The organism is Streptomyces sp. NPDC026515, from assembly GCF_055567595.1.
In genome coordinates, this window is record NZ_JBVHQD010000019.1 from 154,085 (window position 1) to 168,507 (window position 14,423).

At 72.1% G+C, this 14,423-nt stretch carries 10 protein-coding genes; 5 read left to right on the top strand and 5 right to left on the bottom strand.

From position 1 onward, the window contains the following. The first annotated feature begins 20 nt into the window (after nt 1–20). Nucleotides 21–893, top strand: coding sequence for a TauD/TfdA dioxygenase family protein (locus ACZ4O3_RS33555; protein WP_467725845.1), 873 nt, complete (start codon nt 21–23; stop codon nt 891–893). Between the two features lie 78 nt (nt 894–971). On the opposite strand, the gene ACZ4O3_RS33560 is transcribed toward ACZ4O3_RS33555, so the two are convergent. The 4 genes from ACZ4O3_RS33560 to ACZ4O3_RS33575 all read right to left on the bottom strand — a co-directional run bounded on the left by ACZ4O3_RS33560 (nt 972) and on the right by ACZ4O3_RS33575 (nt 4,985). Then, nucleotides 972–2,123: a DUF3103 family protein gene (locus ACZ4O3_RS33560; RefSeq protein ID WP_467725846.1), complete on the bottom strand. Its 1,152-nt coding sequence runs from the start codon at nt 2,121–2,123 to the stop codon at nt 972–974. Between the two features lie 221 nt (nt 2,124–2,344). Next, nucleotides 2,345–3,073, bottom strand: a complete 729-nt coding sequence (locus ACZ4O3_RS33565) for a FadR/GntR family transcriptional regulator (RefSeq protein WP_467725847.1) — start codon at nt 3,071–3,073, stop codon at nt 2,345–2,347. A 439-nt stretch (nt 3,074–3,512) separates the two neighbouring features. Then, on the bottom strand, nt 3,513–4,724 hold the full coding sequence (locus ACZ4O3_RS33570) for a 4-hydroxybenzoate 3-monooxygenase (protein WP_467725849.1): 1,212 nt from the start codon (nt 4,722–4,724) through the stop codon (nt 3,513–3,515). A gap of 15 nt (nt 4,725–4,739) precedes the next feature. Then, on the bottom strand, nt 4,740–4,985 hold the full coding sequence (locus tag ACZ4O3_RS33575; protein ID WP_362731442.1) for a BTAD domain-containing putative transcriptional regulator: 246 nt from the start codon (nt 4,983–4,985) through the stop codon (nt 4,740–4,742). 731 nt (nt 4,986–5,716) lie between these two features. Here ACZ4O3_RS33575 and ACZ4O3_RS33580 point away from each other — a divergent pair. Both ACZ4O3_RS33580 and mgrA read left to right on the top strand, forming a co-directional pair. Beyond that, the gene (locus tag ACZ4O3_RS33580; protein WP_467725851.1) at nt 5,717–9,457 is read left to right on the top strand and encodes a family 78 glycoside hydrolase catalytic domain; all 3,741 of its coding nucleotides are present in this window, start codon (nt 5,717–5,719) and stop codon (nt 9,455–9,457) included. A 202-nt stretch (nt 9,458–9,659) separates the two neighbouring features. Next, the gene (mgrA, locus tag ACZ4O3_RS33585) at nt 9,660–10,703 is read left to right on the top strand and encodes an L-glyceraldehyde 3-phosphate reductase (protein WP_362727972.1); all 1,044 of its coding nucleotides are present in this window, start codon (nt 9,660–9,662) and stop codon (nt 10,701–10,703) included. Nucleotides 10,704–11,253: 550 nt separating this feature from the next. On the opposite strand, the gene ACZ4O3_RS33590 is transcribed toward mgrA, so the two are convergent. Beyond that, on the bottom strand, nt 11,254–12,195 hold the full coding sequence (locus ACZ4O3_RS33590) for a serine hydrolase domain-containing protein (RefSeq protein WP_467725853.1): 942 nt from the start codon (nt 12,193–12,195) through the stop codon (nt 11,254–11,256). A gap of 320 nt (nt 12,196–12,515) precedes the next feature. Here ACZ4O3_RS33590 and ACZ4O3_RS33595 point away from each other — a divergent pair, with 320 nt between their 5' ends. Then, nucleotides 12,516–13,184, top strand: a complete 669-nt coding sequence (locus tag ACZ4O3_RS33595; RefSeq protein WP_362732030.1) for a response regulator transcription factor — start codon at nt 12,516–12,518, stop codon at nt 13,182–13,184. After that, nucleotides 13,181–14,293, top strand: coding sequence for a sensor histidine kinase (locus ACZ4O3_RS33600; protein WP_384994122.1), 1,113 nt, complete (start codon nt 13,181–13,183; stop codon nt 14,291–14,293). Before ACZ4O3_RS33595 ends, ACZ4O3_RS33600 begins: the two co-directional genes overlap by 4 nt. The last annotated feature ends 130 nt before the right edge of the window (nt 14,294–14,423 follow it).

Below are 14,423 nucleotides of genomic sequence, written 5' to 3' on the forward strand. Positions count from 1 at the left end.
ATCCCCCTCAGGAGGTTGACATGGAGTCATACGAACGCGAGGCACTGGAAGCGGTGACCACGCGTCCCGCGTACCCCTACCGCACGCTGACCGTCGAACGGATCACCCCCGTTCTGGGGGCGGAAGTCTCGGGCGTCGACCTGTCGCAGGAGATACCGGCGCAGCAGCTGGAGGAGATCCGGGCCGCCTTCCGCGACCACCACGTCCTCGTCTTCCGCGATCAGACGATCACCGCCGAGCACCACAAGCGCTTCGCCGCCGCCTTCGGTGAACTGCGCCCCGTCAACCCGCCGCCGGAGGAGGGTGATCCCTGCATCCTGGAGATCCGCACGACGTCGGCCGCGGCGGATGTGGCGGGCAACGGCTGGCACGCGGACGGCACCGCCGACGCCGAACCGTCACTGGGGTCGATGCTCTACATCACCGAGATCCCCGAGCCGGGATGCGGCGGCGACACCCTGTTCGCCAACATGCATCTCGCCTACGAGATGCTCTCGCCGGCCATGCGTGCCCTGCTGGACCCGCTGACCGCGATACACGACGGCGCGCAGGCCCTGGCGGGATACACACCGCCCGCCGACTACGTCGTCCCCAAGAGCGAACACCCGCTCATCGCCCGGCACCCCGAGACCGACCGCAAGCTGCTGTATGTCAACAAGGCCTACACCAGCCGCATCCCGCAGCTCTCCGCCGACGAGAGCCGGGCCCTGCTCGACATGCTCTTCGACATCACCGCCCGCAGGCCGGTCCTGCACTGCCGCGTCCGCTGGACGCCGGGCACGCTCGTCTTCTGGGACAACCGGTGCGTCCAGCACCACGCGTCGTACGACTACTACCCGTACGCCCGCTACGGCCAGCGCGTCGCCATCAACGGCGGCCCCGTCAAGGGCTGATGCCGTGCACAGGTGCGGCGTCGTACGCGGGACCGGTCCCGTGTACGACGCCGCCCGGTCAGCTTCTGTCCGTGAGGTCTAGAACTGCTCGACGAAGTAGGGCTCGACGGTCATCCAGCCGTTGCCCGAGGCGCCGTTCAGGCGGCCCGAGGAGTTCTGGGCGAGGGTGTACCAGGACTCCACGTAGTCGGGGTCGTCGGTGAACCACCCGTCGGGGATCGCGCTCAGGACCGCGTTCACCAGCGGGATGTAGGTGCCCTGGTCGGTCACCGTGAGCAGCGCCGTGGTGATCGCCTGGGCCAGCGCACGGTAGTTGGTGCCGTCGTCGTCCTCCATCATGACGACGTCGGCCAGGTTGTACTTGTAGTTCGACCAGTTGACCAGGATCTGGTTCGGGTAGTAGACGGTGCCGTCGTAGTCCAGGTAGGGCATGTCCACCGAGTCGACGCGCGCCGCGCCGTCCTGGCCGAATCCGGTCACCAGCGAGAACATCTCGGCGGAGCCCTTGAACCACGGCTCCTCGTCGTCGTTCACCTCGATGGCCGTGACCTTGGTCGCCCACCAGCCGGCGCTCGCGGCGGCGGCGCTGTTCGCCGCCTTCGGCGCAGAGGTCAGCCCCTTGTCGACGAAGGCCTTCTGCAGCACCTGCAGGCCGGCCCGGTGCGCCTTGGTGACGTCGATGTCCAGGATGTACAGCGGGCGGTCCGGGACGCGCGCGGTGCCGACGGCGTGGGCGTGGCCCTGGCTGTCGTACGCCGTGATGGTCGTGGCGTCGTCGTCGGTGGCGGCGACGGCGATCCAGGGGGTGACCTTGGTGTTCAGGTGCGACCGCATGGACGGCGCGCCCAGCCGGACGCGCAGCAGCGAACCGGTCGACGCGGGCAGGCCCTTCAGGTCCGCGATGCGACGGTCCGCGGCGGAGACGGCGGCGAGCAGGTTCCTGCCCTGCGGAGCCGCGGTGCGGCCCGCCAGCGACTGGAGGTCCACGTCCTCGGTGCCGAGCGCGGCCGCACGCACCTGCGCGCGCCACCGCGGGTCGCGCAGCGAGGCGGACAGTGCCCGCGCGATGTCCTGTTCGGTCGACCGCACCGGGGACTTCCGCAACGGTGTGGCCTGGTCGCCCGCGTCCCGCACCGGCGCGGCGATCGCCGGCTGGACGGCGCCGCCGATGACCGCGGACAGCATCACGCCGATGAGGACGCCGCGTCTCTTGCTTGATCTGCTCACCATGCTCCTCGTGTTGGTGGTCGCCGCCGCGCCCACGGTGAACGGGCGGCCGTGCTGGGGTGGTGGGCCCGAAGTGCTCCGGGCATCCGGAATTAGCCCGTACATGACACGCGTAGACACAGCGGATGAACGGGCGGCCATGCTTGATCGGCGCCGGGCCGCACAGCGGCACTCGTCGCCTCGAGGGGAGGCTGTGGGAACGGAGTCGCGGCCGGGAGGCGCGGCTACCGGGTACGGTCGGCGGCCGGGCGCCCCCGCGGACTGCCCAGCGACCTGAGCATGATCTTCTCGGTGCCTGCCAGGTACGTCTCCGCCGCGCGGCACGCCTCCTCGCAGTCCCGGTCGACCACCGCGCGCACCACCGGCGCGAGCCGGTCCGCGGCCCGCGCGGCGTCCTCGAACGGCGCCCGCAGCGAGGCCCGTACCGGAAGATATGCGTTGAACAGCGTGTTCGTGAGGAGGAGATAGACCCGGTTCCCCGTGGCCCGCGCCAGTTCGCGGTGGACCTCCGCGTCGGCGAGCTGGACGGCGTCGGCGTCCGGGCCGTCCGCGACCAGACGCAGCAGGTGTTCCAGGCGCCGGGCCTGCCGTTCCGTGCGCCGTACCGCCGCGCGGCCGGCGATCAGAGTGCCGACCTGCCGCCGCACCTCGAAGACCTCCCGCAGCCAGGAGGGGTCCTGCGCGGCCAGCATCGGGAGCAGGTCGGCGCCGCCGACCCGCAGGTAGTCCAGGATGCGCGTACCGATGCCGTGCCGGGTGCTCAGCAGTCCCGCCTGCTCCAACCGGGACAGCGCGTGCTTCAAGGTCGTCCGGGTGACCCCGTACCCGGCGGCCAGCTCCCTCTCGGGGGGCAGCAGGGCGCCGGGTACGTGCGTGCCGCTCAGGATGTCGTCACGCAGCCGTGCTTCCAGCAGGTCGACCACGGTTCGGCGCGGAATGCTTTCGACGGCCACGGAGGATCTCCCAGGCTTCGGTCAGTGGTTCAGCGGCCCGCTGGTCCAGCGGGCCCCCGGTTCAGCGACTTCTTGGTCCAGTGGCTCAGCCACTGCCTCAGTGAAGCAGCCTCCTGGCACCGCGTCAATTGCCTGACGGAGAGGTTCGGTTGCCCACGGTCTACGCGTGGAGAGCCGGCGCGCGGCCCGGGCCCTCGCCCGGTCGTCGCCTTCCCTGGAGCCGCCCTGACCAAAGAGGGGACCGACCACCACGCCGGCCTCTGAGGACATGCGCGACCGGGCCCCGGCCCCGGGCCTTCATCAGGCACATCCCGCCCGGCCGCGAAGGGCTGTCCGGCCTCATCCGGTCCCTCCCCGGCACACGGCGGTGCGAGAACCGACTCGCGGTCGCCGGGGGTGACCGCGTCGTGCTCTCGCAAGAGCCGGGGAGAGCTGGGCCCTAAGCCGGGTCCAGGCCGGTCATGAGTTCCGCGAAGGCCTGGGCGGCCGTCGGTGAGGTGAAGAGCCGGTCGAGACGGGCCCGGGCCACATGACGCAGGAACGGGCCCGCGTGGGTGTCGTCGCCGGCGTCGTGGACCGTCCGGGTCAGCCAGTGGGAGAACTCCTGGTCGTTCCAGACCCTGCGCAGGCAGCGCCGCGAGTAGGTGCGCAGCCCCGTGTCGTCCTGGTCGCGGACGTGGTCCCGCACCGCGCGGGCGAAGAGATCGGCGTCGTACAGGGCGAGGTTCATACCCTTGCCGCCCATGGGGGACACGATGTGGGCGGCGTCCCCGACGAGGAACAGCCGGCCGTACTGCATGGGGTCGTGGACGAGGCTGCGCAGCCGGAAGGTCTCCCGGTCGGTGATCGGCCCCGCGATCAGGGCCGGGTCGGCCAGGCGGGTGCGCAGCGCCTCCCAGACGCGGGTGTCCGGCCAGGCGTCGGGGCGGTCGTCGGGCGGGCACTGGAGGTAGTAGCGGCTGCTGTGCGGTCCGCGGGGGAAGTGCGCGGCGAAGCCGTGCGAACTGACGGCGAGCAAGGGGTGGGCGGGCGGCGGGGCGTCGGCCAGGACGGTGAGCCAGCCGATGCCGTGGTCGAGGGTGTGCGCGGTGAGCACACCCTCGGGGACGGCGGACCGGGAGACGCCGTGATCACCGTCGCAGCCGGCGACGAAGGCGCAGGTGATCGCATGCCGGACGCCGTCGGCGGAACGGAAGCGCACGGTCGGGCGGTCTCCGGTCAGGTCGTGCAGGGAGACGTCGGCCACCTCGTAGCGCAGGTCGCCGCCGTCGGCGAGATGGGCGGCGGTGAGCTTGTGGACCAGGACCTGCTGGGGACACAGACGCGCCCCGGGGCCTGCGGAGCCGTCGCTGTCGTCGACGAGGTGGCTCTCCCCGTCCACCCGGAACTCCAGGATGCCGTCGTGCGGGGCGCCGCCCAGCACCAGGTCGGCCAGCCCCCAGGACGCGAACATCCGCACGGCACGGCTCTCCACGATGCCGGCCCGCTGCCGCTGCGCCACGTACGCACGGCTGTGCCGCTCCAGGACGACACAGTCGACGCCGCATCTGCGCAGCAGACTGGCGACGGTCAGCCCGGCCGGACCCGCACCGATCACCACGACCGTCGTGGACTGCGACACCTCGGCCGACTCGTGCTCCCCTGCTGCCACTTGCCACCTCCGCGCTCAGCGTAGCGAGGGCCTGGCGGTGTCCGTCGCACGGTCCGCCGCGGGCCCCGTCAACTGCGGGTCGCCGGCCATGATCCGGGCGTGCAGGCCGGCCGGCTCCGGGCCGGGGCCGATGCCCAGTTCCTCGGCGAGCACCTGGCGCGCCCTGCCGAACACCGCCAGTGCCCCGGCCTGGCGTCCGTGAAGCCGATGAGGTCCGCGACGACCAGCCCGTACTGCCCCTCCCCGAGACGGTGCTCGAATTACTGCTCCACGAGGTCGAGACCCCGGCGAGGGGTTCGCCCCACCGGAGCGCGAGCGCCTCGTCCAGCAGGCTGCCGCACCCGGCCTCCCGGCCGGCGTCCCGTGCGTTCATGGCTTCGGCGGCGAGTCCCTCGGCCCGCACCGCGTCCACCGACGCTGGTGGGACCGTCAGTTGGCAGCCGTCGCGCGGCGACACCAGGAGCTTGGGCGCGGCCCGGTCCTCCTCCACGACCTGCCGCAGTCCGGATGCCCTCGGCCATCCCCCTCCCCTGACCCAGCCTCCCCGCCGGGCGCATCCCGATGCTCTGCCAGCCTCGACTCACCTGCAAGCCGCACGACCGATAATCGAGATCTTTTGACCGAAAACAGCACTCGATTTCCGCCGCTCCGTGGCCCCGACCGCGCATCGGAAGCGCCGGAACGGGCCGCGACCTGCTCCTTCGCCGGCACCACCGCCCGTGACGGGCGTCGGCCGGTCGGGCCACGTACGCGAGACCGCCCACCCCGGGTCCGCGGCAGAGGCCGGCGCGGACGCGCCATGGGCGCGCCTCGAAGGCCTCGCGCAAGCAACGCACAGGAGTCGATGAAACGTTGCGCCACTCTATTGACGCCGCTCACCAACTTTCATATGTTGCCACCGCATTACCGATTTGAAACGTTTCAAGTCACTGTCCGCTCCACCGCTCACCGAGCCGCCCTGCTTCGCCCGACGCGTGTGAAGGAGAACTCCGTTGGCCAGTCAGACCACACCCCCCACCCCCGGCTCACCGGAACCCCCGGTCAGCAGACGCGGCTTCCTCGGCACGGCCTCGGCGCTGGCGGCCGGTGCTCTCGCCGCGGGCGCCGTCGGCACGTTCACCGCGGGCGCGCAGGCGGCCACCGGAGCACCCGCGGCCGGGCCCGCCGGGCTGTCCCCGGCCCGCTGGATCTGGTACCCGGAAGGAGATCCGCGCTCCGGCGCCCCCGCCGGACACCGCTACTTCCGCACGAGCTTCACCGTCGCCGAGGGTGAGGTGACCGACGCGCAACTCGTCGTCACCGGCGACGACTCCGTCGACGTATGGCTCAACGGAAAGCCCCTCGCCGCCTCCCCCAGAGCCGCGCAGTCCTGGCGTGAGGCCCTGTACGTGGACCTGCGGTCCGCCGTGACCGCGGGGACCAACACCATCGCGCTGGCCGGCCGGAACGAGGGCGGGTCGGCCGGTGTCATCGGGCGGATCCGAGTGCTGACCAGCGGCGGCACGACCGATGTCGTCACCGACGGCCGGTGGTCGGCGGGCAAGGACGTGCCGACGGGATGGGAACAGCCGGGCTTCGCGGCCGAGGGCTGGCCGGCCGCCCGGGATCTCGGCGGCTACGGAACGGCTCCCTGGTACGCGCGGGTCGCCGCTCCCGACCTCTCCGCCCCGTCCCCGCTGAGCGTGGCCGGCCGCACCGTGGAGCGGCGCGCCCTCCCCCTGGGCGTGGACGCGGACCACCCGCGCTTCGGCTGGAGACTCGACTCCTTGGAGCAGCAACAGCGCCAGGGCGGCTACCGGATCCAGGTCTCGTCCACGGCGGGCGGCTCCGGTGACCTGTGGGACAGCGGACGGGTCGCGTCCGCCAGCCAGACCGACATCGCCTACGCGGGCCGGCCCCTGAAGAGCCTGACCCGGTACTTCTGGCGGGTGCGTGTCTGGGACACCCAAGGCCGGGCGGCCACGTGGAGCGAGCCGGCGTGGTTCGAGACCGGGCTGCTGGCGCCCGCGCAGGAGTGGTCCGCCGCGTTCATCGGGCGGCCGCCGGGCCCGGACCTCTCGGGAGCCACCTGGATCTGGTACCCGGAGGGCGATCCCGCGTCCCAGGCACCCGTCGCCACCCGCTCCTTCCGGCGCACCTTCACGCTGGCGGCCGCACCCGCCGCCGCCGGCCTGATCGTCACCGGCGACGACACCGCGGACGTCTGGGTCAACGGAACGAAGGTGAGCAGCTCCCGGCGCGTCACCGACTCGTGGAAGAGCGCCGCCACGGTCGATGTCACCCGGTATCTCAGGAGCGGCGACAACACCCTCGCGGTCGCGAGCCAGAACACGACCCTCTCCCCGGCCGGACTCATCGCCAAGCTCACGGTCACGGGCGGCCCGACCGTGGTCACCGACGAGGCGTGGAGGTCGCACCAGGACCCGCCCACGGGCTGGCAGAGCCCCGGATACGACGACAGCGCCTGGCCGGCCGCACGCGCGCTCGCCCCGTACGGCAGCGGCCCATGGGGGTCGAACGTCCAGGTCGCGGGGCCGGCACCGATGCTGCGCGGCACCTTCAACGTGCGGGGACGCGTCACCTCGGCACGGCTGCTCACCACCGCGCTCGGCCTTCACGAGACCCGGCTCAACGGCGCTAAGGTCGGCGAGGACGTGCTGGCCCCCGGGTGGACCGACTACGCGAAGCGCCTCCAGTACAAGGTGTTCGACGTCACCGCGGACCTCCGGCGCGGGACCAACGTGCTCGGCGCCTGGCTCGGCAACGGCTGGTACTCCGGCAACCTGGGCTTCGCCGGCAGCCGGCACTACGGCACCCAGCCGTTCTACGGCGCACAGCTGCACATCACCTACGCCGACGGATCCACCCAGCTCGTGACGACGGACCGCGACTGGAGGACGGCCACCGGCGCGATCACCGCGGACGACCTGTACCAGGGCGAGTCCTACGACGCACGCCTGCACGTAGAGGGCTGGGACTCGCCGGGCTTCGACGACAGCGCCTGGACCGCCGTCGCCGTGCACGACGGGGCCGTCCCCCGGCTGGTGGCGCAGGTCGACGGCGGTGTCACCGTGCAGCAGGAATTCCGCCCGGTGTCGGTCACCGAACCGCGGCCCGGGGTGTGGATCTTCGACCTGGGGCAGAACTTCGCCGGCTGGAACCGCATCGCGGTCCGCGGCGACGCCGGCACCACGGTCACCGTCCGGCACGGCGAGGTCCTCAACCCCGACGGCACGCTCTACACCACCAACCTGCGGGCCGCCCAGGCCACCGACTCCTTCACCCTCGCCGGCACCGGGAGCGTGGAGACGTACGAGCCCCGGTTCACCGTCCACGGCTACCGTTACGTCGAGCTCAGCGGCCTGCCGTCCGGGTTCCGGCCGGACGCCGGCGCCGTCACCGGTCGCGCGGTGTGGACGGACGCCCGGCGGCCGGGCACGTTCAGCGCGTCGGACCCGCTGCTCAACAAGCTCCAGCACAACATCGTGTGGGGCGAGCGCAGCAACATGCTCTCGATCCCGACCGACTGCCCCCAGCGGGACGAACGCCTCGGGTGGACGGGCGACATCGCCGCCTTCTGCGCGACCTCCACCTTCAACCTGGACACGCACGCCCTCCTCGCCAAGTTCGTCGACGACCTGGCAGACGCCCAGCAGGCGAACGGCGCCTTCACGGACGTCGCGCCCGCGGTGATCGGCGGCTCCGGCACGGCCGGCTGGGGAGACGCGGGAACCGTCATCCCCTACACGCTGTGGCAGCGCTTCGGTGATCTCAGTGTCGCGGACCGGCACTTCACGGCGATGGCCCGGTGGGTCGACTACCTGCGCGCCACGGCCGGCAGCGACCTGATACGCGATCAGCAGACCTACGGCGACTGGCTCAACGTCGACGACAACACGGCCCAGGACCTCGTCTGCACGGCCTACTTCGCCTGGTCGGCCCGCCTGGTGGCGCGCATGGCGGCCGCCACCGGCCGGGGCACCGAGGCCACCGCCTACGGGCAGCTCGCCGACCGGGTCGCGGCGGCCTTCCGCGCCCGGTTCGTCTCGGACGACGGCACGGTCCGCGGCAACACCCAGACCGGCTACGTGCTGGCCCTGGCCTTCGAGCTGCTGCCCGCGTCCCTGGCCGGGGCGGCGGCGGACAAGCTCGCCGCCAAGGTCGCGGCCACCGGCGGACACCTCAGCGTCGGCTTCCTCGGCGTGGAGAACCTCCTGCCCGTGCTGGCGGACCACGGTCACGTCGAGACGGCGTACCAGGTCCTGCTCCAGCGCGGCTTCCCCGGCTGGGGCTACATGATCGAACACGGGGCCACCACGATCTGGGAGCGCTGGGACGGCATCCGCACCGACGGCTCGTTCAACGACCCGGGCATGAACTCCTTCAACCACTACGGCCTGGGCTCGGTCGGCGACTTCCTCTACCGCCAGGTCGGCGGCCTCGGCCCCGCGAGCCCTGGTTACGCCTCGCTGCGCATCGCGCCGCGGCCGGGCGGCGGCCTGACCTCCGCCGTCAGCACGTACGACACCCCGTACGGCGCCGCGGCGAGCAACTGGGCCGTCTCAGGCGGCCGGTTGCGGCTGCACGTCACCGTGCCCGTCAACACCTCCGCCGCCGTCACCGTGCCCACCTCGCGGCCGGAGTCGGTCGTCGCCCCGGCGCAGGCTGTCCCGGCGGGCCCGGCGACCTACCATCTGCCGGCCGGTCACTACACCTTCACGGCCACCCTCTGACCACTCGGGAGGTACGCGGGGACGGGGCGCACGCGCCGTCCCCGCACGACCACCGGGGCCCGCGCCGACGGGCCCTCTTTGAGAAACGACAGCGATAAATCCGATGTACGTGAGCTGTTGGACTCGGGAATCAAGCCGGGGCACAGTAGGCACGTTCACCCCCCGAACGGTATGAAACCCACTGCCACCTGCGGAGACCCCCATGAACCACGTCGCGGACCCCGAGCGGTACAACGGCACGATGCGCTATCGGCGCACCGGGCGCTCGGGCCTCGACCTGCCCGTCCTGTCGCTGGGTTACTGGCACAACTTCGGTGACGACCGGTCCTTCGAGAGCCAGCGGGACATCGCGCTGCGCGCCTTCGACCTCGGGATCACCCACCACGACCTGGCGAACAACTACGGCCCGCCCTACGGCTCCGCGGAGATCAACTTCGGGCGGCTGATGAAGCAGGACCTCGCGCCGTACCGGGACGAGCTGGTCGTCTCGACGAAGGCCGGATGGGACATGTGGCCCGGCCCCTACGGCCAGGGCGGTGGCTCCCGCAAGTACCTGCTGGCCTCCCTCGACCAGTCCCTGCGGCGCACGGGCCTCGACTACGTCGACATCTTCTACTCGCACCGGCTCGACGCGGGCACGCCCCTGGAGGAGACGATGGGCGCGCTGGACACCGCCGTCCGCCAGGGCAAGGCCCTGTACGTCGGGATTTCCTCCTACGACGCCGAGCGCACCCGGCAGGCCGCCGCGATCCTGCGGGACCTGGGCACACCCCTGCTCATCCACCAGCCGTCGTACAGCATGGTGAACCGCTGGATCGAGACGGACGGGCTGCTCGACGCGGCGCAGGAGGAGGGCTTCGGGGTCATCGGGTTCACGGCGCTCGCGCAGGGCCTGCTCACCGGACGCTACCTCGACGGAATCCCCGAGGACTCGCGGGCCGCGGCCGGCACGTCGTTCGACACGGACTGGCTGTCGGACGACATGGTGAACAGGCTCCGCGCCCTCGACGCCGTCGCCCGGCGCCGTGGGCAGACCCTGGCGCAGATGGCGCTCGCCTGGGCGCTGCGTGACCGGCGGGTCACCTCGCTGGTCATCGGCGCGTCCCGTACCGAACAGCTGGAGCAGAACGTCGCCGCGCTGGAGAACCTGGAGTTCACCGCGGAGGAGCTGGCCGAGATCGACACGCACGCCGTCGACGGCGGCGTCGATCTGTGGCACGACGCCCGGACCGGGAAGATGAACTGAGGCCCCGCGCCGGACGTTCGGCGGCGGCCGTGCCGGGGTGCCACCCGGGACGGCCGAAGCGGTGGGCGGCCCAGAGCAGGGCCGTGGCTCCGGCGGCCAGCAGGAGCGCGCCCTCAGGAGCAGGGGAGGCTGCCGGCCGGACCACTCGACGCCGGGTGTGGTCGCCGTGGCGCAGTTGGCGGCGCACGTGCGCCACCGGCCGGAAGTACTTCCCCCGTTCGACCGAACGGCAGTCGTGACTCGATCAGGACAGAAAGCGGAAGTTGATTCCTTATCAAAATGGCTCGGCGCCGAGATTTCAGGAGTACCGCGGCATTACACCGGCCCCGGCTCCCCCGCCCGTCGCCTCGCTCGTGACGGAGAAACGCACCGCCCCTGGCCCGCACCATGCGCCGGTCCCCCGCTTCGGCGGCGCGATCGAGTGCGCACGAGCAACAGCCGTGACGAGGGCGTAGACAAACGGCGCAGACCGGCCCCCGCTTCACCGCCGCCCTCCGGCCGGCGGTACGCGACGGAGCCGTTGCCCGAGGTCAGCAGGGGCGGGGCGGCATCAGGCGAAGGCGAGCGAGCGGAACGCGTCACGGACGGGGACGAGGGACTCGTATTCCCCGGTGCGGTGGCCGGAGTTGGTCAGCAGGACCGCCCAGCGGCCCTGCCCGGGGGACAGCCATGCCGCGGCCGCGCCGGAGCCGTGGTGTTCCCAGACGTCGTCGGCCCCGGGAGCCGTTTCCGGGGCCGGACGCCAGAACAGGCCGCCGCCCGGGGTGAGTCCGCCGGTCTGGAGGCGCAGCGACTCCTTGATCCAGGCGCTGCCGAAGCCCGGCCCGCCGTCGCCCCGTCCCGGCTGGAGCAGGTGGCGGAGGAAGGCCGCGAGGTCGGGCAGGACGGAGAGGACTCCGGAGGTGCCGCGGGGGCCGAACCGGGTCCGGGTCATGCCGAGGGGCTGCCACACGTCGGTGGCCGCGAGGACCTCGAGTCTCTGACCGGAGACCTCCTCGGCCAGGTAGCCGAGGACGAGGGCGGCGCGCCCGGTGTACTCCACGGCCTCTCCGGGCGGGCGGCGCACGGCGTCATGGAGGACGCCGTCGCGCATGTCCCGCGGGTCGGTGCCGTACAGGTTGCTCAGGTCGGTCCGGAGCGGGAGACCCGCCGTATGGGTGAGCAGGTGACGGGCGCTCACCCGGCCCAGCGGACGGCCGCGCACCTCGGGCCAGAAGTCACCCAGCGGCTCGTCCAGGAGCAGCTTGCCGCCCTCGACGAGCGCTCCGACCGTCGACCACACCGCGAGGACCTCCGTGAGGCCTTCGACATCGAAGACGGTGTCGTGCCGCATCGGTTCGTCGGGCCGGTCGGAATCCGGCAACCCCGGCGTGCCGAGGACCATGTTTCCGGAGGGGTCGCCGACGGCCCAGACGGCGCCCGGGTAGACCTGGTCGCGGACGCCTTCGTCGACGGTCTGGCGGATGCGGTCGATGTCGAGCTCAAGAGCCATGGTCTCCCGATCTGTCCTGATCCATGCCGTTCCATGCCCTTCTGTGCCATCTCCTGCCGCTCAGCGTAGTGAGACGAGCGGGGAGGTCCTGGCTGCGCCACGGCGGCGCGGAGACGTGACACCCGCTCTCCGGCTCCGCGGACCATGGCGGGGGCGGACTTCCGGCCTCGCCCGGGCGGACCGCCCGACCCGCCGCACGCGGCGGCGCCCGCCGACCGGCTGAGGTCGCGCCGCCAACCGGCGGGTTTGTGACCGGCCGCCGGCAGACGGGCTCCCGCGGGGGTAGGCATCGACCGATTGACGCGAGGAGCGGAGCGCCCATGATCCGGGTACTGGTGGTCGATGACGAGGCTTTGATCCGCACGGGTTTCACGCACATCCTCGAATCGGCCGACGACATCGAGGTGGTCGCGGCGGTGCCAGGCGGCGAGGCCATGCACATGGTGCGGGAGCTGCGCCCGGACGTCGTCCTGCTCGACATCCGGATGCCGGACGTGGACGGGCTCACCATCCTGGCGGAACTCCGCCGCATGCCGGAGCCCCCGGTGACCGCCATGCTCACCACGTTCGACACCGACGAGTACGTGGCGACCGCGCTGCGTTCGGGCGCCGCCGGATTCCTGCTCAAGGACACCGATCCCGAACAGCTGCCCTACCTGGTGCGCAGCCTGGCCGAAGAGGGGACCGTACTGTCGTCCAAGGTGACACGCCTGGTGGTGGGCGGCTATCTCGACAACACCGTCCGTGAGCCCGGCGCCCTCCGCCTCACCGCCCGGCTCACCGAGCGCGAGCGTGCCGTGCTCGTCCTGATGGCGGAAGGACTCGCCAACAACGAGATCGGCGAACGGCTGCACCTGAGCACCGGCACCATCAAGGGTCACGTGACCAGCGTGCTCGGCAAACTGCGGGTGAGCAGCCGGGTCCAGGCGGCTCTGATCGCCGAGCGCGCGGGGCTGCTCACCCACGCGCAGGACGAGGGCGCCAGGTGAGCCGCCGCCGGCCGCCGGCCACGCTCGTCGACCTCGTCGTCGTCGGCGTCGCGCTGGCCGACGCCTGGGCGCACGTCGACCTGCAGGACCGGCCGACCACCGGATGCGCGGTGGTCGGCGCCCTTGCCCTGGCGCTGCGTCACCGCACACCCCTGACGACCTTCGTCCTCACGCTCCCCACCGGTCTGGTCACCGACGCCGTGGTCGCGCCCATGGTCGCGCTGTACACGCTGTCCTCCCTCAACCGCCACCGTCTGCTGCTGGGCGGCTGTGCGCTGCTCTACGCGATCATCGACTTCCTGCCGTGGCCGTGGTCGTCCCTGGACGCCACCGAACTGTCCCAGACGAACAGCGTGTTCCACCTCAGCTATACCCTGGCCACCGCCGCCGCTCCCGTCTTCCTGGGCCAGCTCGTCCAGGCCCGGCGCGAGCTGTCGCTGCGGCTCGCCGACATCTCCGAGGCCCGCAGACAGGAACGGCTGCTGACCGCTCAGAGCGTTCTGGCGAAGGAACGCGCCCAGCTGGCCCGGGAGATGCACGACGTGGTCTCCCATCAGGTCAGCCTCATCGCCGTACAGGCCGGAGCGCTCCAGGTGGGCGGGCGGGACGCGGAGACGAGACACGCCGCGGCCACCATCCGTCGGCTGAGCGTGCAGACCCTGGAAGAACTGCGGCACATGGTCGGTGTCCTGCGGGCGTCGGGCAGCAGGCCCACGGAGCTGACCCCGCAGCCCTCGCTCGCCGACCTGGAGCATCTGCTGGAGGCCGGCGGTATCGAGGCGAAGCTGGAGATCGATCTGCCCGACGAGCTGCCGCCCACGGTGCAGCGCGCCGTGTACCGGACCGTGCAGGAAGCACTGACCAACGTCCGCAAACACGCCCCCGGCGCCACCGTGACCGTCCGCATCGGGCTCAGCGACGGCGCCCTGCGCGCCACGGTCACCAACACCGCCCCCACCCGCAGCGCGCTCGCCCTGCCGAGCGCCCACCACGGCCTGGCGGGACTGGCCCAGCGGGCGGAGCTCCTCGGCGGCACCGTCACCTCCGGCCCCACGGCCGAGGGCGGCTACGAGCTCTGCCTCGAACTGCCCCATGAGCGCGGCCGCTGACCACGGACCGCGGTCCGGCTCCACACCCGGCCGGTCGGCCGGGTGCTTTCGGACACCTGGCGGATAGTGCCTGCCGGGTCCTGCGCCGACTGTGGAAGGCACGGGTCTCACCCCGTCGGAAGCCGCACCC